This window comes from Pseudomonas baetica (genome assembly GCF_002813455.1).
Taxonomy (GTDB): Bacteria; Pseudomonadota; Gammaproteobacteria; order Pseudomonadales; family Pseudomonadaceae; genus Aquipseudomonas; species Aquipseudomonas baetica.
Map to the genome: position 1 here is coordinate 2,553,786 of NZ_PHHE01000001.1, position 26,272 is coordinate 2,580,057.

Annotated in this window: 24 protein-coding genes; 15 read left to right on the top strand and 9 right to left on the bottom strand. The window is 59.9% G+C overall.

Going from position 1 to position 26,272, the window contains the following annotated elements; translation table 11 throughout:
* Positions 1-513 precede the first annotated feature (513 nt).
* Together ATI02_RS11655 and aptA are read right to left on the bottom strand one after the other, a co-directional pair.
* Complete coding sequence (locus ATI02_RS11655; RefSeq protein WP_095188123.1) at positions 514-2,007, bottom strand: CoA-acylating methylmalonate-semialdehyde dehydrogenase; 1,494 nt, start codon at positions 2,005-2,007, stop codon at positions 514-516.
* Positions 2,008-2,082: 75 nt separating this feature from the next.
* Complete coding sequence (gene aptA / locus ATI02_RS11660; RefSeq protein WP_100846339.1) at positions 2,083-3,432, bottom strand: omega-aminotransferase AptA; 1,350 nt, start codon at positions 3,430-3,432, stop codon at positions 2,083-2,085.
* 138 nt (positions 3,433-3,570) lie between these two features.
* On the opposite strand from aptA, the gene ATI02_RS11665 reads away from it, so the two are divergent.
* The 7 genes from ATI02_RS11665 (at position 3,571) to ATI02_RS11695 (ending at position 11,584) form a co-directional block, all read left to right on the top strand.
* The gene (locus ATI02_RS11665) at positions 3,571-4,491 is read left to right on the top strand and encodes a LysR family transcriptional regulator (RefSeq protein WP_095188127.1); all 921 of its coding nucleotides are present in this window, start codon (positions 3,571-3,573) and stop codon (positions 4,489-4,491) included.
* Positions 4,492-4,655: 164 nt separating this feature from the next.
* Positions 4,656-6,044, top strand: a complete 1,389-nt coding sequence (locus ATI02_RS11670) for a uracil-xanthine permease family protein (protein ID WP_100846340.1) — start codon at positions 4,656-4,658, stop codon at positions 6,042-6,044.
* 88 nt (positions 6,045-6,132) lie between these two features.
* Complete coding sequence (locus tag ATI02_RS11675) at positions 6,133-6,783, top strand: TetR/AcrR family transcriptional regulator (protein ID WP_095188131.1); 651 nt, start codon at positions 6,133-6,135, stop codon at positions 6,781-6,783.
* Between the two features lie 7 nt (positions 6,784-6,790).
* Positions 6,791-7,372 (top strand): IMPACT family protein, encoded by a 582-nt coding sequence (locus tag ATI02_RS11680; RefSeq protein WP_100846341.1) that lies wholly within the window; start codon positions 6,791-6,793, stop codon positions 7,370-7,372.
* A gap of 618 nt (positions 7,373-7,990) precedes the next feature.
* Positions 7,991-9,538 carry an ABC transporter ATP-binding protein gene (locus tag ATI02_RS11685; RefSeq protein ID WP_100846342.1) on the top strand — a complete coding sequence of 516 codons (1,548 nt, stop codon included), beginning with the start codon at positions 7,991-7,993 and terminating at the stop codon, positions 9,536-9,538.
* 13 nt (positions 9,539-9,551) lie between these two features.
* Positions 9,552-10,658 (top strand): ABC transporter permease, encoded by a 1,107-nt coding sequence (locus ATI02_RS11690; protein WP_095188137.1) that lies wholly within the window; start codon positions 9,552-9,554, stop codon positions 10,656-10,658.
* The gene (locus ATI02_RS11695) at positions 10,658-11,584 is read left to right on the top strand and encodes an ABC transporter permease (protein ID WP_003221385.1); all 927 of its coding nucleotides are present in this window, start codon (positions 10,658-10,660) and stop codon (positions 11,582-11,584) included. The genes ATI02_RS11690 and ATI02_RS11695 overlap by 1 nt, the downstream gene beginning before the upstream one ends.
* Here ATI02_RS11695 and ATI02_RS11700 read toward each other — a convergent pair.
* Positions 11,581-12,051 carry a hypothetical protein gene (locus ATI02_RS11700; RefSeq protein WP_095188139.1) on the bottom strand — a complete coding sequence of 157 codons (471 nt, stop codon included), beginning with the start codon at positions 12,049-12,051 and terminating at the stop codon, positions 11,581-11,583. The two genes, ATI02_RS11695 and ATI02_RS11700, sit on opposite strands and share 4 nt — an antisense overlap.
* A gap of 83 nt (positions 12,052-12,134) precedes the next feature.
* Here ATI02_RS11700 and ATI02_RS11705 point away from each other — a divergent pair, with 83 nt between their 5' ends.
* From ATI02_RS11705 to ATI02_RS11720, 3 genes are all read left to right on the top strand, one after another.
* Positions 12,135-12,491: a MerR family transcriptional regulator gene (locus ATI02_RS11705; protein WP_095188141.1), complete on the top strand. Its 357-nt coding sequence runs from the start codon at positions 12,135-12,137 to the stop codon at positions 12,489-12,491.
* 18 nt (positions 12,492-12,509) lie between these two features.
* On the top strand, positions 12,510-13,196 hold the full coding sequence (locus ATI02_RS11710) for an SDR family oxidoreductase (protein WP_100846343.1): 687 nt from the start codon (positions 12,510-12,512) through the stop codon (positions 13,194-13,196).
* A 257-nt stretch (positions 13,197-13,453) separates the two neighbouring features.
* A complete protein-coding gene (locus tag ATI02_RS11720; protein ID WP_100846345.1) occupies positions 13,454-14,812 on the top strand; it encodes an 8-oxoguanine deaminase in 1,359 nt (452 codons plus the stop codon).
* Between the two features lie 135 nt (positions 14,813-14,947).
* Here ATI02_RS11720 and ATI02_RS11725 read toward each other — a convergent pair whose 3' ends face one another.
* Positions 14,948-16,039, bottom strand: coding sequence for a calcium:cation antiporter (locus ATI02_RS11725; RefSeq protein WP_100846346.1), 1,092 nt, complete (start codon positions 16,037-16,039; stop codon positions 14,948-14,950).
* 273 nt (positions 16,040-16,312) lie between these two features.
* Here ATI02_RS11725 and ATI02_RS11730 point away from each other — a divergent pair, with 273 nt between their 5' ends.
* From ATI02_RS11730 to ATI02_RS11740, 3 genes are all read left to right on the top strand, one after another.
* Positions 16,313-17,386 carry a BMP family ABC transporter substrate-binding protein gene (locus ATI02_RS11730; protein WP_095188148.1) on the top strand — a complete coding sequence of 358 codons (1,074 nt, stop codon included), beginning with the start codon at positions 16,313-16,315 and terminating at the stop codon, positions 17,384-17,386.
* 146 nt (positions 17,387-17,532) lie between these two features.
* Positions 17,533-18,498: a 2-oxoglutarate and iron-dependent oxygenase domain-containing protein gene (locus tag ATI02_RS11735; RefSeq protein WP_100846347.1), complete on the top strand. Its 966-nt coding sequence runs from the start codon at positions 17,533-17,535 to the stop codon at positions 18,496-18,498.
* Between the two features lie 80 nt (positions 18,499-18,578).
* Positions 18,579-19,532 (top strand): adenosine deaminase, encoded by a 954-nt coding sequence (locus ATI02_RS11740; RefSeq protein ID WP_100846348.1) that lies wholly within the window; start codon positions 18,579-18,581, stop codon positions 19,530-19,532.
* 120 nt (positions 19,533-19,652) lie between these two features.
* Here the strand turns inward: ATI02_RS11740 and ATI02_RS11745 are convergent, their stop codons facing one another.
* The 3 genes from ATI02_RS11745 to ATI02_RS11755 all read right to left on the bottom strand — a co-directional run bounded on the left by ATI02_RS11745 (position 19,653) and on the right by ATI02_RS11755 (position 23,144).
* Positions 19,653-21,035, bottom strand: coding sequence for an MFS transporter (locus ATI02_RS11745; protein WP_095188154.1), 1,383 nt, complete (start codon positions 21,033-21,035; stop codon positions 19,653-19,655).
* Positions 21,036-21,162: 127 nt separating this feature from the next.
* The gene (locus ATI02_RS11750; RefSeq protein ID WP_095188156.1) at positions 21,163-21,897 is read right to left on the bottom strand and encodes an ArsR/SmtB family transcription factor; all 735 of its coding nucleotides are present in this window, start codon (positions 21,895-21,897) and stop codon (positions 21,163-21,165) included.
* Positions 21,898-22,214: 317 nt separating this feature from the next.
* A complete protein-coding gene (locus ATI02_RS11755) occupies positions 22,215-23,144 on the bottom strand; it encodes a transcription regulator VimR (RefSeq protein ID WP_100846349.1) in 930 nt (309 codons plus the stop codon).
* Positions 23,145-23,275: 131 nt separating this feature from the next.
* On the opposite strand from ATI02_RS11755, the gene ATI02_RS11760 reads away from it, so the two are divergent.
* Together ATI02_RS11760 and ATI02_RS32280 are read left to right on the top strand one after the other, a co-directional pair.
* Positions 23,276-24,289, top strand: coding sequence for a zinc-binding alcohol dehydrogenase family protein (locus ATI02_RS11760; protein WP_095188170.1), 1,014 nt, complete (start codon positions 23,276-23,278; stop codon positions 24,287-24,289).
* 162 nt (positions 24,290-24,451) lie between these two features.
* On the top strand, positions 24,452-24,625 hold the full coding sequence (locus ATI02_RS32280; protein WP_167394872.1) for a hypothetical protein: 174 nt from the start codon (positions 24,452-24,454) through the stop codon (positions 24,623-24,625).
* An 18-nt stretch (positions 24,626-24,643) separates the two neighbouring features.
* Here ATI02_RS32280 and ATI02_RS11765 read toward each other — a convergent pair whose 3' ends face one another.
* Both ATI02_RS11765 and ATI02_RS11770 read right to left on the bottom strand, forming a co-directional pair.
* Positions 24,644-25,840, bottom strand: coding sequence for a multidrug effflux MFS transporter (locus ATI02_RS11765; RefSeq protein WP_095188172.1), 1,197 nt, complete (start codon positions 25,838-25,840; stop codon positions 24,644-24,646).
* Positions 25,841-25,930: 90 nt separating this feature from the next.
* Positions 25,931-26,128 (bottom strand): heavy-metal-associated domain-containing protein, encoded by a 198-nt coding sequence (locus tag ATI02_RS11770; protein ID WP_100846350.1) that lies wholly within the window; start codon positions 26,126-26,128, stop codon positions 25,931-25,933.
* Positions 26,129-26,272 lie beyond the last annotated feature (144 nt).

The window sequence follows — 26,272 nt, forward strand, 5'->3', positions numbered from 1 at the left end:
TCCACAAGCACCCACACGAATTGCTTGATTCAGTTGTTAAAGAGCGGTTGGTTAAGATCTTTCGTCTCAACCGAGGCGCGCATTCTACAGCAGCCTCATTTGCTGTCAAGTGATTATTTTCAGAAGTTTTCGAAGAATTCTTCAACAACTTCAACCACTTGCGCTTCCGATCTCTCGTTAGCGGGAGGCGAATTCTACAGCGTTACACGCTGCTGTCAACACCTCTTTTTCTCCGCTTTCGACCGAGAAGATCGAACCGTTAAAAGAGCCAAACATCACCGCTCTTTCAACTCCTTCCAGGCTTCGATGAACTGAAGCAACCCGCTATCGAAAACCGTATAACTCATTGAATCTCAAGGAGTTTTCCGTTTCGACTGCGCCGGAATTGGGGCGAATTATAGACGTCTGGAATTCGCCGTCAACCACTATTTTCATAATTCTGTCATATCGGTCAAAAAAACCCGAAAACACGAAGGCCGACCTCTAGAGGTCGGCCTTCTTCATCCCTTCTACTTACAAGCTAGGGAACGCGAATTGCGACGCCTCATGGCTTGCACGCTGCGGCCAGCGCTGAGTGATCGCCTTGCGACGGGTGTAGAAGCGCACACCATCCGGACCATAGGCATGCAGATCGCCGAACAGCGAACGCTTCCAGCCGCCGAAGCTGTGATAAGCCACAGGTACCGGCAGCGGCACGTTGACGCCAACCATGCCGACTTCGATCTCGTCACAGAACAGACGCGCCGCTTCACCGTCGCGGGTAAAGATGCAGGTGCCGTTGCCGTATTCGTGATCGTTGATGAGCTTCATCGCCTCTTCCAGGCTGTTGACGCGAACAACACACAGCACCGGCCCGAAGATCTCTTCTTTATAGATGCGCATCTCGTGGGTGACATTGTCGAACAGGCAGCCGCCGAGGAAGAAGCCTTCTTCATGCCCCGCCACGCTCAAGCCGCGACCATCGACCACCAGAGTCGCGCCCGCCGCTACGCCGTCATCAACATAACCGCTGACCTTGTCGCGCGCCTGACCGGTCACCAGCGGCCCCATATCCAGGCCGCACGAAGTGCCAGCACCGATTTTCAGCGCTTTGATCTGTGGAACCAGTTTGGCCACCAACGCATCAGCCACCTGGTCACCCACGCACACGGCAACCGAGATCGCCATGCAACGCTCGCCGCAGGAACCGTAAGCCGCGCCCATCAGTGCGCTGACCGCGTTATCCAGATCCGCGTCCGGCATCAGCACCGCGTGGTTCTTCGCGCCGCCCAGTGCCTGAACGCGTTTACCGCGCTTGGTGCCTTCGGCGTAGATGTATTCGGCAATCGGTGTCGAACCGACGAAGCTCAGTGCTTTGACTTCCGGTGCTTCGATCAGCGCGTCGACTGCAGTCTTGTCGCCATGCACCACGTTCATCACGCCTTTCGGCAGTCCGGCCTCCAGCAACAGTTGAGCAATCAGCAGCGTCGAACTCGGATCACGCTCGGAAGGCTTGAGGATGAAGCAGTTGCCGCAGACGATCGCCAGTGGGTACATCCACAGCGGCACCATGGCCGGGAAGTTGAATGGAGTGATACCAGCCACCACGCCCAGCGGCTGGAAGTCCGACCATGCATCGATGTTCGGGCCGACGTTACGGCTGTACTCGCCCTTGAGGATTTCTGGAGCTGCGCAGGCGAACTCGACGTTCTCAATACCGCGCTTCAGTTCACCGGCGGCGTCTTCCAGAGTCTTGCCGTGTTCTTCGCTGATCAATTGCGAGATGCGTGCCTCGTTCTGCTCCAGCAGTTGCTTGAAGCGGAACATCACTTGGGCACGTTTGGCCGGTGGTGTGTTGCGCCACGCCGGGAATGCGGCCTTGGCGGCATCGATGGCTTTTTGAATGGTCGCCTGGCTGGCCAGTGGCAGCTTGTGGATCGCCTGACCGGTAGACGGGTTGAACACATCGACCGCACGACCGTTCTCGGTCACCAGTTCGCCATTGATCAAATGCGGGATAACGCTCATCGAAAACTCCTGAATTCTTGTCCACGGATGCCCACGAGGGGCACCCGTAGTTTGTAGGTATATATAGAAGGAAAATCAGTCGAGCTTGTTCAGCACTTCGCCGACCGCGTCGAACAGACGATCAAGGTCTTGCGGCTTGCTGTTGAAGGTTGGGCCGAACTGCAGGGTGTCGCCGCCGAAGCGCACGTAGAACCCGGCTTTCCACAGCGCCATACCCGCTTCGAACGGACGCACGATGGCGTCGCCGTCACGATGGGCAATCTGGATCGCACCGGCCAGGCCGTAGTTACGGATGTCGATGACGTTCTTCGAACCTTTCAGGCCATGCAGCGCATTTTCGAAATGCGGTGCGACTTCGGCCACGCTCTGCACCAGGTTTTCCTTTTGCAGCAGGTCGAGTGCGGCCAAGCCAGCGGCGCAAGCCACCGGGTGCGCCGAATAGGTGTAACCGTGGGGGAATTCCACAGCGTATTCCGGCGTCGGCTGGTTCATGAAGGTCTGGTAGATCTCGGAGCTGGCAATGACTGCGCCCATCGGGATCGCGCCGTTGGTGATTTGCTTGGCGATGCACATCAGATCCGGGGTGACGCCAAAGCTGTCGGCGCCGAACATCGAGCCGGTGCGACCGAAACCGGTGATCACTTCGTCGAACACCAGCAGGATGTTGTGCTGATCGCAGATTTCACGCAGACGCTTCAGGTAACCCTGCGGCGGCACCAACACGCCAGCGGAACCGGCCATGGGTTCAACGAACACGGCGGCGATATTCGACGCATCGTGCAATTCGATCAGCTTCAGCAGCTCATCGGCCAGGGCAATACCGCCCTGCTCCGGCATGCCACGGGAGAACGCATTGCTCGCCAGCAACGTGTGCGGCAGGTGATCGACGTCCATCATCGCCTGACCGAACATTTTGCGGTTGCCGTTGACGCCACCGAGGCTGGTGCCGGCGATGTTCACGCCGTGGTAGCCACGGGCACGGCCGATCATTTTGGTTTTGGTCGCCTGACCCTTCAGGCGCCAGTAGGCACGAACCATTTTCACCGCGGTATCGGCGCACTCGGAGCCAGAGTCGGTGAAGAACACGTGGTTCAGATTGCCCGGGGTCAGGTCGGTGATTTTCTCGGCCAACTGGAACGACAGCGGATGGCCGTACTGGAAGGCCGGCGAATAATCGAGGGTGCCCAACTGTTTGGAGACGGCTTCCTGGATTTCCTTGCGGGTATGCCCGGCGCCACAGGTCCACAGACCGGACAGCGAATCGTAGATCTTGCGGCCCTTGTCATCGAACAGCCAGCTGCCTTCGGCCCCGACGATCAGACGCGGATCGCGCTGGAAGTTGCGGTTGGCGGTGTACGGCATCCAGTGCGCGTCCAGCTTCAGTTGGCTGGCCAGTGGCGACGGCGCGTGTTCAGGCATGTTCATCGGGCAAAACCTCGCAGGGCATAAGCGTCAGGGAGATAGAAAGCGTTGTTGCAGCTAAATTGCCACGGCGATAAAGTCGGTGAAATCCAACTCTTCTAACCTTCAGTTAGATCATTACTAAACTTTGAGCATTCACACATGAGCAGCCGCCGCCCCGATCCGCTGGCCCAGGTCAGTGACTTTGATATTCGCCTGCTGCGAATCTTCCGCAGCGTGGTCGAAAGTGGCGGCTTTTCGGCGGCGGAGACCGTGCTCGGTATCGGGCGCTCGGCGATCAGCCAGCAAATGAGCGATCTGGAACAACGCCTCGGCTTGCGTTTATGCCAACGCGGGCGCGCCGGATTCTCGCTGACTGAAGAAGGTCGCGAGGTCTATCAATCCGCCCTGCAACTGTTAAGCGCGCTGGAAAGTTTCCGCACCGAGGTCAACGGCCTGCACCAGCACCTGCGCGGTGAACTGATCATTGGCCTGACTGATAACCTCGTTACCCTGCCCCACATGCGCATCACCCACGCCCTCGCCCAGTTGAAGGAACGCGGGCCGGACGTGCAGATCCAGATCCGCATGATCGCGCCCAATGAAGTCGAACAAGGCGTGCTCGACGGTCGGCTGCATGTCGGCGTGGTGCCGCAGGCCAGTGCGCTTTCCGGCCTGGAATACCAGCCGCTGTACAGCGAGCGCTCGCTGCTCTATTGCGCGGTTGGGCATCCGCTGTTTTATGTCGATGACAAGCAACTGGACGACGAGCGTCTGAACAGTCAGGACGCGATTGCGCCGACGTTCCGTTTGCCGGCGGAGATCCAGGCGCATTACCAGGCCCTCAATTGCACCGCCAGTGCCTCCGACCGCGAAGGCATGGCGTTTCTGATTCTGACCGGGCGCTATATCGGTTATCTGCCGGATCACTACGCCAGCCTTTGGGTACAACAGGGCCGCTTGCGCGCACTCAAGGCGCAGATGCGTTTTTACGACCTGAGCCTCGCATCGGTCACGCGCAAGGGCCGGCGCCCTCATTTGGTGCTGGAAAGCTTTCTTGAGAGTCTGGCGGCGACGCGTTGAAAAATAATTTGAGCGGCTGCGGACAGGAGGGCAACCCCCGAAGATCAAAGGGTCGCAGCCTGCGGCAGCTCCTACCTTCGAGCTGATGCGCGACCTTAAAGCTGAGCAAGTGGACAGGTTTTTGCAGAGAGGGATTAACTTGATCCTTAACAGAAGCCAAATCCATGCAGCCAGATTCTGAATCGTCCAGCGACCTGATCTACGGCCTCGACGACCGCCCCAAACCGCCCGCCGCGATCCTCGCCGCCCTGCAACACGTGCTCGCCAGTTTCGTCGGCATCATTACCCCGCCGCTGGTGATCGGTTCGGCGCTCGGCTTGACCGCGCATTTGCCGTACCTGATCAGCATGGCGCTGATGGTGTCCGGTGTCGGCACGTTTATTCAGGCGCGGCGGCCGTTCGGCATTGGTGCCGGGATGATTTGTTTGCAAGGCACCAGTTTCGCCTTTCTCGGCGCGGTGCTGTCGGCGGGGTTTCTGGTCAAGCAGCGTGGCGGCAGCCCGGAAGACATTCTGGCGATGATCTTCGGTGTGTGCTTTTTCGGCGCGATCGTGCAGATCGTCCTCAGCCGCTTCATTGGTCAATTACGCCGAGTCGTTACACCACTGGTAACCGGGATCGTCATCACGCTGATCGGCATCAGCCTGATCAAGGTCGGCATCACTGATCTGGGCGGCGGCTTCAACGCGCCGGACTTCGGTGCGCCGGGCAATCTGGCGTTGGGCGTGTTCGTGCTGCTGACGATCATCCTGCTCAACCGCTCGAACACGCCGTGGGTGCGGCTGTCGGCGATCATCATCGGCCTGCTGCTCGGCAGTCTGGCAGCGTGGTTCAGTGGGAAACTGCTGCCACAGCCATTGCCTGACCTGCCGCTGGTGAGCCTTCCTACACCGTTCAAGTTCGGTTTCAGCTTCGACTGGACGGCTTTCCTGCCGGTCGCGCTGATTTATCTGATCAGCACCATCGAAACCGTCGGCGACCTCACCGCCAATTGCATGCTCGCCCGTCAACCGATCAGTGGCCCTTCTTATATAAGCCGCCTGCGCGGTGGCGTACTCGGTGACGGCGTGAGCTGCATGATCGCCGCCACCTTCAGCGCCTTCCCCAACACCACGTTCGCGCAGAACAACGGCGTGATCCAGTTGACCGGCGTGGCCAGCCGCTATGTAGGGTTGTACATCGGCGCGATTCTTTTTTGTCTCGGTCTGTTTCCAATGATCGGCGCGGTGCTGCAGCAGATTCCGAAACCGGTACTGGGCGGCGCGACCCTGGTGATGTTCGGTGCCGTCGCGGCGGCCGGTGTGCGCATCCTCGCGCAGTCGCCGCTGGATCGGCGCAGCATGTTGATCATCGCCACTTCGTTCGGCGTCGGCCTGGGCATTGCTGCGCAACCGAACCTGCTGCACTTGTTGCCGAAACTTGTGCAGAACCTGTTCGACTCGGCAATTACCAGCGGCGGGCTCACGGCGATCATCCTTTGCCTGCTTTTGCCGGAAGCAAAAACAGAAAAAACCGAGGCGCATGCAACGCTGAACAAGATCGAACAGGCATAACGATTTATCGTTTCGGGACTTGTCGGATGTCTGCGGGTGCGCTATCAACGCAACTGGTTGCACCCACAGACAAAACCCGGAAGTGCCTATGACCTTTGAAGTCCCCGCTCACGGCGGCAAGCCCGCCAGCCGCATTCGTCAAAAGAACGAAGAGACCATTCTCAAAGCCGCCGAAGACGAGTTCGCCCGTCACGGGTACAAAGGCACCAGCATGAACACCATCGCCCTGAATGCCGGGTTGCCCAAGGCGAACCTGCATTACTACTTCACCAACAAGCTTGGGTTGTACGTGGCGGTGCTGAGCAACATCATCGAGTTGTGGGACAGCACCTTCAACACCCTCACGGCCGAGGACGATCCGGCCGAAGCGCTGACCCGTTATATCCGCGCCAAGATGGAATTCTCCCGACGCCAGCCACAAGCCTCGCGCATCTTCGCGATGGAAGTGATCAGCGGTGGCGAATGCCTGACCGAGTATTTCAACCAGGATTACCGCGCCTGGTTCACCGGTCGGGCGGCGGTGTTCCAGGCGTGGATCGATGCGGGCAAAATGGACCCTGTCGATCCGGTGCACTTGATCTTCCTGCTATGGGGCAGCACCCAGCATTACGCCGACTTCGCCACGCAGATCTGCCGAGTCAGTGGTCGGACCAAGTTGACCAAACAAGACATGGAAGACGCCGGCAACAACCTGATCCGCATCATTCTCAAAGGCTGCGGCCTCACTCCTTCTATATAAGACGTCTATGCCTTTCACCCTCAGCGGTCTTTGCGAGTACCGCGAAGAGATTCGCAAAAGCCGCTTCATCACCTTCGCCGCGCCGATCGGCAGCCCCGCCGAGGCGCAGGCGTTCTTCGAACAGCACAGCGACTTGAACGCCTCGCACAACTGCTGGGCGTGGAAACTCGGCGATCAATACCGCAGCAATGACGACGGCGAGCCGGGCGGCACGGCCGGGCGACCGATTCTGGCGGCGATTGAAGCGCAGGATTGCGATCAGGTCGCGGTGTTGGTGATCCGTTGGTACGGCGGCATTCAACTCGGCACTGGCGGTTTGGCCCGGGCTTATGGCGGTGGCACGAACAAGTGCCTGCAAACAGCGGCGAAGGTCGAGTTGATCAGCCGCGTGCCGCTCCGCTGCGCCTGTGGCTTTGCCGAGTTGGCGCTGGTGAAGTTGCGGGTTGCGGACTTGGGTGGATTGGTTGTCGAAGAAAACTTCACGGCAAACGGCGTTGAGTTGAAGTTGGCTGTCGGGGAAGCGCAGATCGAGGTCTTGCAAACGCAGCTAGCCGATTTGAGTCGTGGGCGGATTTTGCTTCAACGATAAAAGATCAAAAGATCGTCCGATCGCGGCCCGAGCGTTCCGCAGCTCCTACACTTGAAATGCGTTCCCCTGTAGGAGCTGCCGAAGGCTGCGATCTTTTAGGGCATCACCCTTTTCCGTTATTCCCCGCACTTGCCCACATCTGCTGTGCACCCGACTGTGGATAACCTGAGTACATTCTGCTGTAACCCTTCTGTCACGTGGCTTTGCGAGTTTTGCTCACTTTTCGTTCAATCCCCCCGACGAACTGTAATTTTCAAAGAGAAACAATCAGTTAGCGCGGTTTAGCACTATTAGAAGAAAGCATCCTGGTGCTTATGCCCGGGTTTACAGCTTGCGCACAATAACTGTGGAACAACCTGTGGATAACCCGTTCATGGCTGGCGCAGTCGCAGATTCTGCATAGGCCCCACGCGTTTGCTCGTTTTTTGATCAGTTGCCCAAGGGCAAAACTGGAGCCTGATCAACGGCCTTGCTCTCAATTGGTGCCGGTCAACAACACGATTGGGGTCGGGATGCTCTGTAACCGGTGCGCTGGCACAGCCGTTGCGAGAGTTCCTGACTCAATGGCCAGGAAATTGCTTTATCCACAGGCACAACTCCAAGCCAGTCGAGCCTGTCATGCCCATCGCTCCGCCAACCCCGCGCCTGCACCTGCGCCAAATCAGCAAACGCTATCCCGGTTGCCTGGCCAACGACGCCATCGACCTGAACATCGCGCCGGGGGAAATCCACGCGCTGCTCGGTGAAAACGGCGCGGGCAAAAGTACGTTGATGAAGATCATCTACGGCGTCACCCAAGCCGATTCGGGCGAGATGCTCTGGCAAGGGCAGCGAGTGAATATCCGCAACCCGGCGCAGGCACGGCAGTTGGGGATCGGCATGGTGTTCCAGCATTTCTCGCTGTTCGAAACCCTCAGCGTGGCGCAGAACATTGCCCTGGCCATGGGGGCCAAGGCAGGCACGCCGAAACAGCTTGAACCGAAGATTCGCGAAGTCTCGCGTCGTTACGGCATGGCGCTGCAACCGGAACGACTTGTCCACAGCCTGTCGATTGGCGAACGGCAACGGGTGGAGATCATTCGCTGCCTGATGCAGGACATTCGCCTGTTGATCCTTGACGAACCGACCTCGGTGCTGACGCCGCAAGAGGCCGACGAACTGTTCATCACTTTGCGTCGGCTCGCCGCCGAGGGCTGCAGCATTCTGTTTATTAGCCACAAACTCGGTGAAGTGCGCGCGTTGTGCCACAGCGCCACGGTTTTGCGCGGTGGGCGTGTGGCCGGGCATTGTGTGCCGGCCGAATGCTCGGATCAACAACTGGCGCAATTGATGGTCGGCGAAGCGGCGGCGTTGATCGGTGACTATCCAAAGGTCAGCGGCGGCGCGGCGTTTTTGCAGGTCCGTGGTTTGAGCTGGCATAACCCCGATCCATTCGGCTGCTCACTGAGCGACATCGATTTGCAGGTGCGTAGCGGTGAAATCGTCGGCATCGCCGGGGTCGCGGGCAATGGTCAGGATGAGTTGCTCGCCCTGCTCAGCGGCGAACAAACCCTGCCGCGCGCCGAGGCGGCGACGATTCGCTTCGGTGAACAATCTGTCGCTGATTTGCGCCCTGATGCAAGGCGCAAACTCGGTCTGGCATTCGTCCCCGCTGAACGCCTCGGCCATGGCGCGGTGCCGGAGTTGAGTCTGGCGGACAACGCCCTGCTCACGGCCTTCCAACAAGGATTGGTCAGTAACGGGCTGATCCAGCGCGGCAAGGTCGAAGCCCTCGCGCAACAAATCATTCAACGCTTCGGCGTGAAAACCCCGGACACGCAAACCGCCGCGCGCAGTCTGTCCGGCGGCAATTTGCAGAAATTCATCCTCGGCCGGGAAATCCTCCAGCAACCGAAACTACTGATCGCCGCGCATCCGACCTGGGGCGTGGACGTCGGTGCTGCCGCCACCATCCACCGCGCGTTGATCGCGTTACGCGATGCCGGCGCGGCGATTCTGGTGATATCCGAAGACCTCGACGAACTGTTCCAGATCAGCGATCGCCTCGGCGCGTTGTGCGGCGGGAAGCTGTCCGCTTTGCACAACACGGCGGACACCCTGCTGAGCGATGTCGGCGGCTGGATGGCCGGCCAGTTCGATGCCCCTCAACAACACGCCACGGTTTAACGGAGTTTTCAACATGCTGCTTTCCCTCGAACCCCGTGGCCAGCAATCGCGCCTGATGCTCTGGTGCTCGCCGTTACTGGCGGCGGCGCTGACCCTCGGTTGCGGCTCACTACTGTTTATCGCCCTCGGCCATGATCCGCTGCAAACCTTGCACACCTTGCTGATCGCGCCGGTCAGTGACTTGTATGGCGTGTCTGAGTTACTGGTCAAAGCCCTGCCGATTCTGCTCTGCGCGCTGGGGCTGGCAGTGGCGTATCAGGCGCGGATCTGGAACATCGGCGCCGAAGGTCAATTGCTGCTCGGCGCATTGGCCGGCAGTGCCTTGGCGGTGAATATCATCGACATGCAAAGCCGTTGGGCACTGGTGCTGATTCTGCTCACCGGTACCCTGGCCGGCGCCGCGTGGGCCGGGTTGACGGCGTGGTTGCGCACGCGCTTCAACGCCAACGAAATCCTCACCAGCATCATGCTCAATTACATCGCGCTGAACCTGCTGTTGTTCTGCGTGCACGGACCGTTGAAGGACCCGGCGGGGTTCAACTTTCCCGAGTCGGCGATGTTTGGCGACGCCAGCCGTTTGCCGCTGTTACTGGAGGATGGCCGCGTGCATGCCGGGGTGTATTTCGCCCTGCTCGCACTGGTTGCGGTGTGGGTGTTGCTGCACAAAAGCTTTGTCGGGTTCCAGATCAAAGTGCTCGGGCTGGACAAGCGTGCGGCGGGGTTTGTCGGCTTTCGCGAGAAGCGTTTAATCTGGCTGGCGCTGTTGATCAGCGGTGGTTTGGCGGGGCTCGCCGGAGTCTGCGAAGTCACCGGGCCGATCGGTCAATTGGTGCCACAGGTTTCGCCGGGGTATGGCTATGCGGCAATTACCGTGGCGTTTCTCGGGCGGCTCAATCCGATCGGGATTCTGTTCTCCAGTCTGTTGATGGCACTGCTGTACATCGGTGGCGAGAGCGCGCAAATGAGCCTGAATCTGCCGCAAGCGATTACCCAACTGTTCCAGGGAATGATGCTGTTTTTCCTGCTGGCCTGTGACGTGCTGATTCTCTATCGGCCACGGCTGAAACTGCGCTGGACACGGCGCGCCTCGACCACCGTCGTAACCGCCGGAGCGCTGTGATGGATATCGATCTGCTGAGCAATATTTTTTACGCCATGGTGCGGTGCGGTACGCCGCTGTTGTTGGTGGCGCTGGGTGAACTGATCTGCGAGAAGAGCGGCGTGCTCAACCTCGGGCAGGAAGGGATGATGCTGTTCGGCGCGGTGATCGGTTTTATCGTCGCACTGAACAGCGGCAACCTGTGGCTCGGCGTGCTGCTGGCAATGCTCGCGGGGATGCTGTTGTCGTCGCTGTTTGCCTTGGTGGCGCTGGTGTTCAACGCCAATCAGGTGGCGACCGGTCTGGCGCTGACGATTTTTGGCGTGGGGTTGTCGACGTTTGTTGGCGCCGCGTGGGTGGGTAAACCACTGGCGGGTTTTGAGCCATTGGCGATTCCGTATTTGAGTGAAATCCCGCTGATCGGGCGGATGCTGTTTGCCCAGGATCTGCTGGTTTATCTGTCGTTCGCGCTGTTTGCGCTGGTGGCGTGGGTGATCATCAAAAGCCGTGTTGGGTTGATCATTCAGGCGGTCGGTGAAAACCCCGATGCGGCCAGTGCGATGGGTTTGCCGGTGTTGACCGTGCGCACGCTGGCGGTGCTGTTTGGCGGGGCGATGGCGGGATTGGCCGGGGCTTATCTGTCGTTGGCGTACACGCCGATGTGGGCCGAGAACATGACCGCCGGGCGCGGCTGGATTGCGCTGGCGCTGGTGGTGTTTGCCAGTTGGCGCGTGTGGCGGTTGTTGCTTGGGGCGTATCTGTTCGGGCTCGCCAGCATCCTGCATCTGGTGGCGCAGGGATTGGGGCTGGCGATTCCGTCGAGTTTGCTGGCGATGCTGCCGTATGTGGCGACGATTGTGGTGCTGGTGTTGTTGTCGCGCGATGCGGTGAGGACACGGTTGTATGCACCGGTGTCGCTGGGGCAGCCGTGGCAGGCAGGGCATTAATTGTTTTCTGAGCGGGCCTCTTCGCGAGCAGGCTCGCTCCCACAGTAAACCGCATTCCCCTGTGGGAGCGAGCCTGCTCGCGAAAGCGTCCTGACAGGCAGCACCTGAGCAATGCCCCACGCCAGTTCGAAGACCAGAAAAACAATCAAAATCGAACTGGCGCCCTGCAGCAAGGCATAGCCCTGCCAAACCGCAAACAGAAACCGCGCCACCGCGTCATACCGTCCATAAACCCGCTGCGGATCACGAATCCGCAGCACCGCCCACACACAAACCACCGAACCCAACAGATTCGCCATCAACATATGCACAGGTTGGAATGCCGGCAGTTCGCCGGGAACATCCAGCGCGGTTAACAGCCCATGTACAACAGCAAAACTCCACGGCGTGGCAAACGCCGCCGTGACGATCAAGTCATACCAGGCACTGCCGCGCACCACGTTGCGATATTGCGTTGAAGTCCACATCGACCTTGCTCCAGAAATTTGAGGAGCAACCACGGTAAAGCCTGGAGTATGCTCCAGGGTCAAGCCCTATTGAGAGCAGCACCATGCGCATCGGTGAATTAGCCGTGGCCAGCGCCGTCAGCCGTGACACGTTGCGGTTCTACGAGCAGCGCGGATTGATCGCGGCGCAACGCAGTGCCAATGGTTATCGCGACTATCCGCCGGAGATGGTGCAACTGGTGCTCTATATCAAGACTGCGCAACGGCTGGGCTTTACCCTCGGCGAAATCGGCAACAGCGTGGCCGCGTTGTGGAACGCGCCTGATCCGGAAAACGCCGTGGCGCAACTGTTGCGCGACAAACTGCAACTGATTGAAACCCGCATGAGTGAACTGGATGCACTAAGGCATGAGTTGCAACTCCGGCTCGGCCAGGCGTGTCCATTGAATCCTGAACGTTAACTTTTCAAGGAACCCATCATGTCCCAGGCAAAAAACGCACTGATCATCGGTGCCTCCCGTGGCTTGGGCCTCGGGCTGGTGAAAACCCTGCTGGCCGATGGCTGGCAAGTGACGGCCACCGTGCGCAATCCGCAAAAAGCCGAGGCGCTGCAAGCGCTGGGCACGGTGCGCATCGAGAAGCTCGACATGGACGATCAGCAAGCGGTGATCGCCCTGAGTCAGCAACTCAAGGGTGAAACCTTCGATTTGCTGTTCGTCAACGCCGGGGTCAAAGGCCCGGATGTGCAAACCCCGGGTGGCGCGACGCTGGCCGAAGTCGGCCAATTGTTTTTTACCAATGCCGTGGCACCGATCAACCTGGCCCAGCGTTTTGTCGGGCAGATCCGCGATGGCAGCGGTGTGCTGGCGTTCATGAGTTCGGTGCTCGGTAGCGTGACCATGCCGGATGCACCAGAACTGGCGCTCTATAAAGCGAGCAAGGCTGCGCTGAACTCGATGACCAACAGCTTCGTGACGCAATTGGGCGAGCAGAAACTCACGGTGCTGTCGCTGCATCCGGGTTGGGTGAAGACCGACATGGGCGGCGATGGTGCCGACATCGATGTCGATACCAGCACCCGCGGGTTGGTTGATCAGGTGAATGCATATACCGGCAAGGGCGGGCATCATTTTGTGAATTACAAGGGTGAAACCATTCCCTGGTAAACCCTGAAGATCCCAATGTGGGAGCGAGCCTGCTCGCGAATACCGTGTGTCAGGCAACTCAAGTATCGACTGATATGACGCCTTCGCGAGCAGGCTCGCTCCCACAGGGGATGCTGGTGTCCGGTCGGGTGGGGGTTGCCCATAAAGCGGTTTTGTTTGAAACTCCGCACCTCGTCCTTCGCGGCGACCCTGGATCAGCAGACAGGGCAACACTGAGCTGGCAACCCTGAACCCCATTTTCAGAGGAGCCGGCCACAATGCCTGCCATCCGTACCTGGTTAAAAAACCCCCTCGCCATTTTTACGGCCAACGCGCTCGATGCCCGTGGCGGTCTGGTGCTGCAAGACGGTGTGATCGTCGAAGTCCTCGCTGCCGGTCAGCAACCGTCGGCGCCGTGCAATGAAGTGTTCGATGCCCGCGAGCATGTGATCCTGCCAGGCCTGATCAACACCCATCACCACTTTTACCAAACCCTGACTCGCGCCTGGGCGCCAGTGGTCAATCAGCCGTTGTTCCCGTGGCTGAAAACCCTGTACCCGGTGTGGGCGCGCCTGACCCCGGAAAAACTCGCCCTCGCGACCAAAGTGGCTTTGGCTGAATTGCTGCTGTCGGGTTGCACCACCGCCGCCGACCACCACTACCTGTTCCCGGACGGTCTGGAAAACGCCATCGACGTGCAAGTCGACACCGTGCGTGAACTGGGCATGCGCGCCATGCTCACCCGTGGTTCGATGAGCCTCGGCGAGAAGGACGGCGGCCTGCCGCCGCAACAGACCGTGCAGGAAGGTCAGGTGATTCTCGACGACAGTCAGCGCCTGATTCACGAGTACCACGAGCGTGGCGACGGCGCGCAGATCCAGATCGCTCTGGCGCCGTGCTCACCGTTCTCGGTGACCCCGGAAATCATGTCGGCCAGCGCCGAACTGGCGAACAAGCTCGACGTGCGCCTGCACACGCACTTGGCTGAAACCCTCGATGAAGAAGACTTCTGCCTGCAACGTTTCGGCCTGCGCACCGTCGACTATCTGGACAGCGTCGGCTGGCTTGGCCCGCGCACCTGGCTGGCCCACGGCATCCACTTCAACCCGGACGAAATCGCCCGCCTCGGCCAGGCCGGCACCGGTATCTGCCACTGCCCGAGTTCGAACATGCGTCTGGCCTCCGGCATTTGCCCGAGTATCGATCTGACCGACGCTGGCGCGCTGTTTGGTCTGGGCGTCGACGGTTCGGCGTCCAACGATGCGTCGAACATGATTCTGGAAGCGCGTCAGGCGTTGTACATCCAGCGCCTGCGCTATGGCGCCGAGAAGATCACCCCGGAGCGTGTTTTGGGCTGGGCCACCAAGGGTTCGGCGAGCCTGTTGGGTCGCACTGACATCGGCGAACTGGCGGTGGGCAAGCAGGCGGACCTGGCGTTGTTCAAGCTTGATGAACTGCGCTTCTCCGGCAGCCATGATCCGATTTCGGCGTTGCTGTTGTGTGGTGCGGATCGGGCGGATCGGGTGATGATTGGCGGCAAGTGGCGTGTGGTGGATGGTCAGGTCGAAGGGCTGGATCTCAAAGGCCTGATTGCCGATCACAGCCAGGCGGCGCGTCAGTTGATCGCTGGTACCTGATACAACACCGTTAAAAACTGCCTGATCGTTCCCACGCTCTGCGTGGGAATGCATCTCGGGACGCTCCGCGTCCCAGCAGCGGACGCAGAGCGTCCATGGCGGCATTCCCACGCGGAGCGTGGGAACGATCAATCATCAAAGGCCGAGCAGGGACAGCATGATAAACGTCGCAAACAACACAAAGTGCGTCATGCCCTCGATGGCATTGGTCTCGCCGTCATTGAGGTTGATCGCGCTGACGATCAGTGTCAGGAAAATCATCACCGTCTGCACCGGCGTCATCGCCATCTGAAACGGCTGGCCGGTATACAGCGCCATCGCCTCCATCACCGGTACGGTCAGGATCACCGTCGACAGTGACGCGCCCATCGCGATGTTGACCACCGACTGCATGCGATTGGCCAGTGCCGCGCGCAAGGCTGTGAGAATCTCCGGCGCCGCCGAAATGGCCGCCACCAGAATCGCCGTGATCACCGGCGGTGCGCCCGTACCTTCCAGGCCCAGATCGAGGGTCTTGGACATCACCTCGGCCAGTGCGCCGATCACCACCACACCTGCGACCAGAATACCGATCGACAGCGCCAGGCTGACCGGTTTCGGTTCCTGTTCCGCCGGCTCTTTCTTGCGGCGTTTGTCCGGGTAGCTGTAACTGAAAAAGTAGCTGTGCGGGCCGACCTGCATGCGCAGGAACAAGGCATACAGCACCACCATCGCGCCGATGGTGAACGCCGAGTAAATCTTCCAGTTGGCCTCGGGAATGAACTCCGGCACCACCATCGACACGCCCATGGCGGTGAGGATCATCACGCTGTAACTGCGCGCCGAATCGTCGTTGTAGGACTGCTCGCCATGCTTGATGCCGCCCATCAGCGCGGCGAGGCCGAGGATGCCGTTGATGTCGAGCATCACCGCCGAATAGATCGTGTCGCGCACCAAAGTGGCCGAGGCTTCGTTGCTCATCATGATCGCCAGAATCACCACTTCCACCAACACGGCGGCCAGAGTGAGGATCATCGTGCCGTAGGGGTCGCCAACTTTTTCCGCGAGCAGTTCGGCCTGATGGGCGACGCGCATTGAGGCGGCGACGATGAAGGCGATCAGCACCAGGCCGCAGATCAGCGCGACGATCTGGCCGCTGTGCAGCATCCAGTGTTCCAGTGGATAGGCGACAAGTGCGGCGAGCAGGGCCAGCACCAGAAAGCTTTCTTGCTTGAGGATTGAGAGCATGGCGGGCCTTTTTGCCAAGAGAGTCGAATGAGCTACTGACTGCGGGGCGGCGCTAACGTTTCGTTACACATTAGCGCACCAGCCGATGGCAGCTGGTTTCATCCATGCACTTTTATCGTTCCTGCCGGCCTCTTCGCGAGCAAGCCCGCTCCCACATTGAGATGCATTCCCCTGCTCGCGAAGGCCGTTATGCGGTTTCGAGACGTTTGTTGTCCTGTTGGTCAGCAATTTGCATTGGCCCTGACCACACACAACAAAATGGAGCTCCAATTCATGCAAATACGTCCGCTGCACAAACTGCTGTGCGCCGCCATCGGTCTGGGGATCAGCCTGAGCGCCAGCGCTGCCGATCCGCTGAAGGTCGGTTTCGTCTACATCGGCCCGATCGGCGACCACGGCTGGACGTATCAGCATGAACAGGGGCGCAAGGCGCTGGCGGAGAAGCTCGGCTCACAGATCACCACCAACTACGTGGAAAACGTCGCCGAAGGCGCCGATGCCGAGCGGGTGATCCGCAACATGGCCAAGGACAAGTACGACCTGATCTTCACCACGTCCTTCGGCTACATGAACCCGACGCTGAAAGTTGCCAAGCAATTTCCCAAAGTGACCTTCGAACACGCCACCGGTTACAAGCAGGACAAGAACCTCGGCACCTATCTGGCGCGCACTTACGAGGGCCGCTACGTCGGTGGTTTCCTCGCGGCGAAGATGACCAAGACCAAGAAGATCGGCTATGTCGCCTCGTTCCCGATTCCGGAAGTGATCCGCGACATCAACGCCATCCAACTGGCCCTGAACAAGTACAACCCCGGCACCGAGATCAAAGTGGTGTGGGTCAACTCGTGGTTCGACCCGGGCAAGGAAGCCGATGCGGCCAACGCGCTGATCGATCAGGGCGTCGACGTGGTGTTCCAGCACACCGACAGCCCGGCGCCGATTCAAGCGGCCGAACGCCGTGGCGTGTATGCGGTGGGGTATGCCTCGGACATGGCGCACTTCGGCCCGAAAGCGGTGCTGACTTCGATCGTCAATGATTGGGCCCCGCACTATATTCAGGCGACGCAAAGCGTCATCGACCACACCTGGAAGTCGCAGGATTACTGGGGCGGGCTGAAGGAAGGCACGGTTGAACTGCCGATCAGCGATCTGGTGCCGGCGCCGGTGAAAGCCGAGGCCGAACAGATCATTGCCGACATCAAGAGTGGCGCGTTGCAGCCGTTTACCGGGCCGATCAAGGATCAGGCCGGCGTGGAGAAAATCCCGGCAGGTGTGAGTGCAACGAATGCAGAACTGGCGTCGATGAACTATTACGTGGAAGGCATGAAGGCCGAGATGCCGAAGTAAATATTTACTAATCACACAAAACCCCTGTGGGAGCGGGCTTGCTCGCGAAAGCGGTGTATCAGGCAACTCATGTTTCAACTGATACGAAGCCTTCGCGAGCAAGCCCGCTCCCACAGTTGGATCTTCAGCGTAGTCAAGGATTGTCTATGGATCAGCTTCCCATCATCGACATCAGCCCGCTCTACACCGACAACGAAAACGCCTGGCCCGCCGTCGCCGCGCAAATCGACCACGCCTGCCGCGAGTGGGGTTTCTTCTACATCAAGGGTCATCCGATTTCGCCGCAGCGCATCGCGGCTTTGCTGGATCACGCACAACGTTTTTTCGCCCTGCCCGCCGCCGAAAAACTCCAGATCGACATCACCCAGACCCGTCACCATCGCGGCTACGGCGCCATCGCCACCGAACAACTCGACCCGAGTAAACCCAGCGACCTCAAGGAAACCTTCGACATGGGCCTGCACCTGCCGGCCAACCATGCCGAGGTGCTGGCGGAAAAACCCTTGCGCGGACCGAACCGCCATCCCGCGCAACCGGGTTGGGAAGCGCTGATGGAACAGCACTACCTCGATATGCAGGCCCTCGCGCAGACGTTGCTGCGCGCCATGACGATTGCCTTGAACATTGAGCGCGACTTCTTCGACAGCCGCTTCGTTGATCCCGTCTCCGTGCTGCGCATGATCCACTACCCGCCACGCCACACCGCCAGCTCCGCCGAACAGCAAGGCGCCGGCGCGCATACCGATTACGGCTGTATCACCCTGCTCTATCAGGACAGCGCCGGCGGCTTGCAAGTGAAAAACGTCAACGGTGAATGGATCGACGCACCGCCGATTGACGGCACCTTTGTGGTCAACCTCGGCGACATGATGGCGCGCTGGAGTAACGACCGTTATCGCTCGACACCGCACCGGGTGATCAGCCCGCTTGGCGTGGATCGCTACTCGATGCCGTTCTTCGCCGAACCGCATCCGGACACTCGCATCGAATGCCTGCCCGGCTGTCAGGACGCACAGCACCCGGCGAAATATCCGACCACCACTTGCGCCGAATTCCTCCTGTCGCGCTTCGCCGATACCTACGCCTATCGTCGCGAGCAAGAAGCGGTTTGATCGATCGCTTGGTCAGGTTTTGCCAATTGTTTCGGCGTGCATCTGTAGAATGCCGCCATTGCACCTGATGAGAAAAGAATATGTACGATTGGCTCAACGCCCTGCCCAAGGCTGAACTGCACCTGCATCTGGAAGGCTCGCTGGAGCCCGAGCTGCTGTTCGCCCTGGCCGAACGCAACAAGATCGCCCTGCCGTGGAATGACGTCGAAACCCTGCGCAAGGCTTACGCCTTCAACAATTTGCAGGAATTCCTCGACCTGTATTACCAGGGCGCCGACGTGCTGCGCACTTCCCAGGATTTCTACGACCTGACCTGGGCTTACCTGCTGCGCTGCAAACAACAGAACGTGATTCACACCGAACCGTTCTTCGACCCGCAGACTCACACCGACCGTGGCATCCCGTTCGAAGTGGTGCTCAACGGCATCGCTGCGGCATTGAAAGATGGCGAGCAGCAACTGGGCATCACCAGCGGTTTGATCCTCAGCTTCCTGCGCCATCTGAGCGAAGACGAAGCGCAGAAAACCCTCGACCAGGCGCTGCCGTTCCGTGACGCGTTTGTCGCTGTCGGTCTGGACAGTTCCGAGATGGGCCATCCGCCGAGCAAGTTCCAGCGCGTGTTCGACCGTGCCCGTCACGAAGGCTTCCTGACCGTCGCCCACGCCGGTGAAGAAGGTCCGCCGGAATACATCTGGGAAGCCATCGACCTGCTGAAAATCCAGCGCATCGACCATGGCGTGCGCGCCATCGAAGACGAGCGCCTGATGCAGCGGATCATCGACGAGCAAATCCCGCTGACCGTGTGCCCACTGTCCAACACCAAGCTCTGCGTGTTCGATCACATGTCCCAGCACAACATCCTCGACATGCTCGAACGTGGCGTGAAGGTGACGGTGAACTCCGATGACCCGGCGTACTTCGGCGGTTACGTGACCGAGAACTTCCATGCACTGCACGAGCACTTGGGCATGACCCAGGATCAGGCCAAGCGCCTGGCGCAGAACAGCCTGGATGCACGCCTGGTGAAACCTTAACAACACAGGTGATCAACGGTGGGAGCGGGCTTGCTCGCGAAGGCGTCGTGTCAGTCGACATAAATGTTTGATGACACACCGCTTTCGCGAGCAAGCCCGCTCCCACATTTGGGTCTGTGTTCAGCCAGCAATCTCTGCTTCAGTCAGCTCCTCAAGGGTCTTGCCCCGCGTCTCCATCCCGAACAGCCACACCACCCCCGCCGCAATCGCAAAGCACAGCGCGCCCAGCGCAAACACCCCGCCCTGCCCGGTAATCGGGAACACCAGCCCGGTCACCAATGGCCCGAGCAGCGAACCCACCCGTCCAATCGCCGAAGCAAACCCCGAGCCTGTCGCACGGGCCGAGGTTGGATACAGCTCCGGCGTGTAGGTGTAGAGCACCGCCCACATGCCGAACAGAAAGAACTGCATCAGCAGCCCCGTGCTGATCAACAACGCGACGTTGCCGCCAAACACCGCGCTCTGGCCGTAGAGAAACGCCATCACCCCGCCGCCGAGCAACGTGACGATGCACACCGGTTTGCGTCCCCAGCGCTCCACTAGCCATGCGGCCATCAGAAACCCGGGAATTCCGCCGAGGGAAATCAGCACGGTGTAGTAAACCGACTGGGTCACGGCGAAGCCCGACTGTTGCAGCAATGCACTGAGCCACGAGGTCAGCCCGTAAAAACCCAGCAGCGCGAAGAACCACAGGCTCCAGATCATTGTGGTGCGCTGACGGTATTGCGGCGACCAGATCTGCTTGAGCGCCGAGAAAAACGTGCCCGGTGGCGTCACCGTTCGCGGCAGGCGCAGCGGTTCCGGCAAAGCAGCACCACCCAGCGAGGCGCGCACCCGGTTTTCAATGCCGTTCAGGACTTTATCCGCTGCTTCATGCCGCCCGGCCTGTTCCAGCCAGCGCGGTGACTCGGGAATGAAAAAGCGGATCGCCAGCACAAACACCGCTGGCACCGCCAACACCAGAAAGATGTCGCGCCAGCCAATCAGCGGCAGCAGGAAATACGAAAGTACCCCGGCCGCGACGAAACCCAATGGCCAGAAACCATCCATCAACGCGATGTAGCGGCCGCGCCGTTGCGCCGGAATCAGCTCCGAGAGCATCGACTGTGCAATGGGAAACTCCATACCCATGCCGATCCCCAGCAGGATGCGGAACAGCGTCAGCGCTTCGACCGTTTGCGCCGTCGAGCACAGATAGCTGGCCACGCCCCACAGGACGATGCTCCATTGAAACACCGGTTTGCGCCCGAACCGATCGGCGAGCATGCCGGACAGCGACGCCCCCAGCACCATGCCGAAGAAGCTCGAACTGGCGAGCAGCCCGGCCTCGGCGCTGCTCAGGCCGAACTCGGCTTTGATCGAGCCGAGCAGGAACGTCATCATCGCCAGATCCATGGAGTCGAAGAAAAACGCCAGGGCAATGATGATGAAAATGATTCGGTGATAACCGCTCAGTGGCAAGCGTTCCAGTCGTTCTGCCGCGCTGTAGCGCTGAGTTTCCATGTCGCATTCCCCCGTCCGAAAATTCACCGGATCGAGTGTGCGCGATGGTGATTCAGAGGTCGTACTGGATGCGACGTGCTCACAGTCGTAGACGACGCCGCCGGTCCCGGCGGCGACCACGAACGCTCTAAAGCGCCATTTCCAGCTCGGTTTCCTTGGCAAAGCGATGGATTTCCCGTTGCCCCGTGGCTGTCAGTTGCAGCGCCCGGGAATCGTTGGGCAAGGTCAGCCAGCCGGACTGCATGAACAACTGCAGCAACGCCGCCCCGAGCGAACCGCCCATGTGCGGGCGCCGCTCGCTCCAGTCCGGACAGGCGCAGGCCACCTGCACATTGCGATGGGCCAGCGCCTGGATGAACACTCCGCGCTTGGCCAACTGCGTGGCGCCCTTGTGAGTGACCACCACCCGCTGCTCGAACTGTTCGATCCAGCCGGCATCAAGCAGTCGCTGGTACAAATCAGCGGCGAGCGTACCGCCGAGGTGGTCATCGCAGAAGCGTGCACGCAACAGCGACGATGGAGCAGCCTGAGGTCTGGCAATCGGTGTCGTGCGTTTGAACGCTGTCGGGATTTCCCGGGGGGCGCTGGCAATGGTGGCACTGGCCAGTGCCTCGATGGCGGCACCGACTTCCGGCGCGGAAAGGCGAAAAAAGCGTTTGCGACCACGGACTTCGACTTTCAACAGACCGCCAGCGGACAGTCGCCCAAGGTGTGCACTGGCCGACGACGGCGACAGCCCTGCCAGCAACGCCAGCTCTTCGGTTTGCCTGGCCGAGCCATCCATCAGCGCCCACATCATCGCGCTGCGCTTGGGGTCGGCCAGTAGCGTGGCGATCTGGCTGATGCAAGGTGCATGTTCCATGTATTCACTCCCTGTTGAATCGTATCGTCTACTGCTCGCAGACATCTTGACCAGTATTGAGTCGTCGGCCAAGACGCGGAAAACGCCGTGAACCGGGGCAAGGCAGGCCACCGACGCGGCCTGCTCCGCCGTGCAATCGGCAGCCATTGTGCGCCCGGTACTTAAACCCGACCGCCCTGCACTGCGGGTGTCCGCACCTGGGTGTCGGCGCAGGCATGAGGCGGGCGCTAGTATAAGCGGGTTACACGCCGCGTCCCGCGCCACTCCCTGTCCGGGTGGTGATTGTTGCTGACAGAAATTTCTCTATTTCACTGCGACTAATGATCATCTTTCGGGAAAGCGGGAAATTGACTACTCACTTCAGCGCAACGGCTGGCAAGCATCTCCCTCAACAGGTTCACCGGCTTACTCAATTGTGCGCGATGAGCGCACAGCAAATTCAGCGGAGCGCGCTCACACATCAGCTCCGGCAACAGCACTTTCAGACGCCCGGCGAGGACATCGGCGGCCACATCGAGCCAGGATTTATAGGCGATTCCCGCCCCTGCCACCGCCCACAGGCGCACGACATCGGCATCGTCGCTGAAGCGGTCACCGCTGACGGTCAGACTGACCTCACGCTTGCCGTCATGAAAACTCCAATGGTCATGTACCCGACTGCCGAGCATGTACAGCAGGCAATTGTGCTGGGCCAGTTGTTCGAGCTGACGTGGCTCGCCATGTCGGGCCAGATAGGCCGGCGACGCGCAGAGGACCCGGCGGTTGTGCGAGGCAATGGGCAAGGCCACCAGGCTGGAGTCTTCCGGCTCGCCATAGCGCAAGGCGACGTCCACCGGCTGCCGGAACAGGTCGGCGATTCGGTCACCGAGCAGCAGGCGCACGGTCAATTTCGGGTGCTGACGCTGAAACTCGTCAAGCCATGGCAGCAACAGGTTGCGACCAAAATCCGAGGGCGCCGACAACTGCAGGATCCCGCTGACCTGATCCTGCCCGCTGGTCAGCAGACGCCGCCCCTCATCGAGATGGCTCAACGCCGCCCGAGCGTATTCGAGAAACCCTTCACCTTCAGCGGTCAGACGCAGACTGCGGGTCGAACGTGCCAGCAAGCGGGCGCCGAGTTGCTGCTCGATACGTTTGAGCGCGGCACTGGCGACGGCAGCCGACATGTCCATCACTCGCGCTGCCGCCGACAGACTGCCCAGATCCGCGGCCCGCACAAATAACTGCAAATCGTCGAAACGCAACATCCTCGGCCTCTATTATCAAAAAAAAGTTGAAAGAGACTGCTCTTTTAGCCGGTTTTATCTCGCAGAGAAATAGCCAATCATCTGGCCCATCGAATTCATCCCAGCGCTTCATATTTATGCCGGAGTCCTCCATGAAAGCCATTGCCTATTACGCCTCCCTGCCGATCAGCGATGCACACTCGCTGCAAGACATCGAACTGCCGGAGCCGGTTGCCGGCCCGCGAGACTTGTTGGTGGAAGTCAAAGCCATCTCGGTCAATCCGGTCGACACCAAGGTGCGGCAGAACGTGGCACCCGAAGGCGGCGCGGCGAAAGTGCTGGGTTGGGACGTGGCCGGCGTGGTCAAGGCTGTCGGCAGCGACGTCACGCTGTTCAAGGCTGGCGACAAAGTGTTCTACGCCGGCTCCATTGCTCGCGCGGGCGGCAACAGCGAGTTGCACGTGGTCGATGAGCGGATTGTCGGGCATATGCCCAAATCCCTTGGGTTTGCCGAAGCTGCCGCCCTGCCTCTGACCGCAATCACCGCGTGGGAGCTGCTGTTTGAGCGTTTGCAGATCCGCGAAGGCAAAGCCGATGAAGGTCAGAGCCTGTTGATTGTCGGGGCTGCCGGCGGCGTTGGCTCAATCCTCACGCAATTGGCCAGTCAGTTGACCGGGCTGCTGGTGATCGGCACCGCTTCGCGCACTCAGACCCGCGACTGGGTCAGCAACCTGGGCGCGGATCTGGTGATCAACCATAACAAGCCACTGGCCGAAGAACTGAAACAAGCCGGGGTCAAAAATGTATCCCACGTCGCCAGCCTGACCCAGACCGATGAACATCTGGACCAACTCATCGAGGCCCTGGCGCCGCAAGGCAAACTGGCACTGATCGACGATCCGAAGTCGCTGGACGTAACCAAGCTCAAGCGCAAGAGCCTGTCGCTGCACTGGGAGTTCATGTACACCCGTTCGCTGTTCGAAACTGCAGACATGATCGAACAGCACAAACTGCTCAATCGGGTGGCCGAGCTGATTGACGCCGGAACGTTGAAGACCACCGTCGGCGAGCACTTCGGCACAATCAATGCCGCCAATCTGCGCCGGGCGCATGAGTTGCTCGAAAGCGGCAAGGCCAAGGGAAAAATTGTTTTAGAAGGTTTCTAAAAGTAAAAAAACGCAGCCTTCGGCAGCTTCTATAAAAGGCTGGCGCGGGCTGCGCGCTTTTTTGCCGTCAGTCAGATGCTTGACCACTGTCACAATTGCGATCGTATTCAGGTCTACAATCGAAACCTCTGCGATACATCTTTTACGTAAGGGAGGTCAGCAATGAAGATCCTGATAAAAGAAGTGGCGAAGTCTCAATGGCAGGTTCGACTCGACCAGCACGCCGTGACATTCCGCAGTGAAGCCGAAGCGTTGGCTTTCACCCGCACCCTCGAAGCGCGAATCTGCGCGCCCCACCCGTTTCCCGACCGCAGCCAGCAGCGCGCGGCTGGCTGACTGCCTTTATCTAGCGGCTCACGCCGCGGCTTGCGCCTCTGCCTGGGCATTCTGCAAACGCCGGGTGAGCATCGCGACGCTGACCACCAGCACACCGCACAGGCTGATGACCATGGCCATCGGCATGGCGCTGCCGTCGTGCAGGAATGCCACCAGCGAAGCAGCACCCGAAGCAACGCTGAACTGCAAGCAGCCCATCAGCGCGGACGCGCTGCCAGCCCGCGCACCCTGACCGTTCATCGCGCAGGCCGCGGCGTTGGGCAAGATGCAGCCAAGGCTGGCGATGCAGATGAATAACGGAATCAACAGCGGCCACAACGCTTGGGTGTGAAGCGCGCTGACCGCCAGCAACGCCACGCCCGCCAACAGGTACACCCACACGGCACGCGCCAGCAGAAAGGCCGGACCACGCTTGGCCAACAGCCGCGCATTGACCTGCGCCACCAGAATGAAACCTGCCGCGTTGGTGCCGAACAGCCAGCCGAAATGCTCGGCCGGCACACCATAGAGTTTGATGAAAACGAACGGCGAACCGGCGATGTAGGAAAACATCCCGGCGACGGCGATCCCCCCGGTCAAGGCGTGGCCAAGAAAGACCCGATCCTTGAACAACCGCCCATATTGGCGCAGCGCGCCGGACAACGGCTGGCGCGGCACATGGTCAGGCAGACTTTCCGGCAGGCCGAGGGCCACGGCCAGACCGGCCAGGGCGCTGAACCCGGTCAACACCAGAAAGATCGACTGCCAGCCCGTGGTGTTAACCAGCAGACCACCGAGCATCGGCGCCAGAATCGGCGCCAGGCCCATCACCAGCATCAGTTGTGAAAAGACTTTCGCTGAACCCACCGCATCGCATTTGTCGCTGACCACCGCCCGGGCAATCACCATACCCGCGCAACCACCCAATGCCTGTACGAAACGCGCACCGATCAGCCACTCCAGATTCGGCGCGTAGGCACAGGCCAGCGACGCGACGGTGAACAACCCGACACCGGTGAGCAGCGGAATGCGCCGGCCAAAACGGTCGGCGACCGGGCCGTATAACAGCTGACCGATGGACAGGCCGAGGAAATACGCCGCCAAGGTCAGCTGGACGTGTTGTTCATCGGTGCCAAACGCCAACGCCATGGACGGGAACGCGGGCAGATAAAAGTCGATGGCCAATGGGCCAAAGGCGCTCAAGGCACCGAGAATCAGAATGGTACGGAGGTTCATCAGGCGTCCAGATTGGAAAGTCAGCAGCCCGACAGTCTAGCCGTGCATGGACGCCTTGAACATTCCGATAGCTCGCTAACTATAAAAACATCAGGCCAGTTTTGCCGGGTAGCCTTCTTCGCTGATGATCTCGATGACCTGATCTGCGCTCAGCGCGCTTTCGACGCCGACTTCTTTGGCTGCCAGATCGACGCGCACACTGGCCGTCGGATCTTTGGCCTGCACGGCTTGCGTGACGGCTTTGACGCAGTGACCGCAGGACATGCCTTGAACATTGAATACTTGCATGCAATGACTCCTTTGAGTGAGGTTGCCGGCAGTCTTGAGCTTGCCACCATGGCAAGGTCAAGTTCTTCAATAAACTGCCGGGCTGGCAATCCGCGCCGTGCTCGGCCAAGCTGCGTGCATCTATGACATAAATTCAGGAGATTC

Excerpts from the sequence above, each read along its gene's own strand:
- ATI02_RS11655 (WP_095188123.1), bottom strand. The coding sequence starts at position 2,007 with ATGAGCGTTATCCCGCATTTGATCAATGGCGAACTGGTGACCGAGAAC.
- aptA (WP_100846339.1), bottom strand. The coding sequence starts at position 3,432 with ATGAACATGCCTGAACACGCGCCGTCGCCACTGGCCAGCCAACTGAAG.
- ATI02_RS11665 (WP_095188127.1), top strand. The coding sequence starts at position 3,571 with ATGAGCAGCCGCCGCCCCGATCCGCTGGCCCAGGTCAGTGACTTTGAT.
- ATI02_RS11670 (WP_100846340.1), top strand. The coding sequence starts at position 4,656 with ATGCAGCCAGATTCTGAATCGTCCAGCGACCTGATCTACGGCCTCGAC.
- ATI02_RS11675 (WP_095188131.1), top strand. The coding sequence starts at position 6,133 with ATGACCTTTGAAGTCCCCGCTCACGGCGGCAAGCCCGCCAGCCGCATT.
- ATI02_RS11680 (WP_100846341.1), top strand. The coding sequence starts at position 6,791 with ATGCCTTTCACCCTCAGCGGTCTTTGCGAGTACCGCGAAGAGATTCGC.
- ATI02_RS11685 (WP_100846342.1), top strand. The coding sequence starts at position 7,991 with ATGCCCATCGCTCCGCCAACCCCGCGCCTGCACCTGCGCCAAATCAGC.
- ATI02_RS11690 (WP_095188137.1), top strand. The coding sequence starts at position 9,552 with ATGCTGCTTTCCCTCGAACCCCGTGGCCAGCAATCGCGCCTGATGCTC.
- ATI02_RS11695 (WP_003221385.1), top strand. The coding sequence starts at position 10,658 with ATGGATATCGATCTGCTGAGCAATATTTTTTACGCCATGGTGCGGTGC.
- ATI02_RS11700 (WP_095188139.1), bottom strand. The coding sequence starts at position 12,051 with ATGTGGACTTCAACGCAATATCGCAACGTGGTGCGCGGCAGTGCCTGG.
- ATI02_RS11705 (WP_095188141.1), top strand. The coding sequence starts at position 12,135 with ATGCGCATCGGTGAATTAGCCGTGGCCAGCGCCGTCAGCCGTGACACG.
- ATI02_RS11710 (WP_100846343.1), top strand. The coding sequence starts at position 12,510 with ATGTCCCAGGCAAAAAACGCACTGATCATCGGTGCCTCCCGTGGCTTG.
- ATI02_RS11720 (WP_100846345.1), top strand. The coding sequence starts at position 13,454 with ATGCCTGCCATCCGTACCTGGTTAAAAAACCCCCTCGCCATTTTTACG.
- ATI02_RS11725 (WP_100846346.1), bottom strand. The coding sequence starts at position 16,039 with ATGCTCTCAATCCTCAAGCAAGAAAGCTTTCTGGTGCTGGCCCTGCTC.
- ATI02_RS11730 (WP_095188148.1), top strand. The coding sequence starts at position 16,313 with ATGCAAATACGTCCGCTGCACAAACTGCTGTGCGCCGCCATCGGTCTG.
- ATI02_RS11735 (WP_100846347.1), top strand. The coding sequence starts at position 17,533 with ATGGATCAGCTTCCCATCATCGACATCAGCCCGCTCTACACCGACAAC.
- ATI02_RS11740 (WP_100846348.1), top strand. The coding sequence starts at position 18,579 with ATGTACGATTGGCTCAACGCCCTGCCCAAGGCTGAACTGCACCTGCAT.
- ATI02_RS11745 (WP_095188154.1), bottom strand. The coding sequence starts at position 21,035 with ATGGAAACTCAGCGCTACAGCGCGGCAGAACGACTGGAACGCTTGCCA.
- ATI02_RS11750 (WP_095188156.1), bottom strand. The coding sequence starts at position 21,897 with ATGGAACATGCACCTTGCATCAGCCAGATCGCCACGCTACTGGCCGAC.
- ATI02_RS11755 (WP_100846349.1), bottom strand. The coding sequence starts at position 23,144 with ATGTTGCGTTTCGACGATTTGCAGTTATTTGTGCGGGCCGCGGATCTG.
- ATI02_RS11760 (WP_095188170.1), top strand. The coding sequence starts at position 23,276 with ATGAAAGCCATTGCCTATTACGCCTCCCTGCCGATCAGCGATGCACAC.
- ATI02_RS32280 (WP_167394872.1), top strand. The coding sequence starts at position 24,452 with ATGAAGATCCTGATAAAAGAAGTGGCGAAGTCTCAATGGCAGGTTCGA.
- ATI02_RS11765 (WP_095188172.1), bottom strand. The coding sequence starts at position 25,840 with ATGAACCTCCGTACCATTCTGATTCTCGGTGCCTTGAGCGCCTTTGGC.
- ATI02_RS11770 (WP_100846350.1), bottom strand. The coding sequence starts at position 26,128 with ATGCAAGTATTCAATGTTCAAGGCATGTCCTGCGGTCACTGCGTCAAA.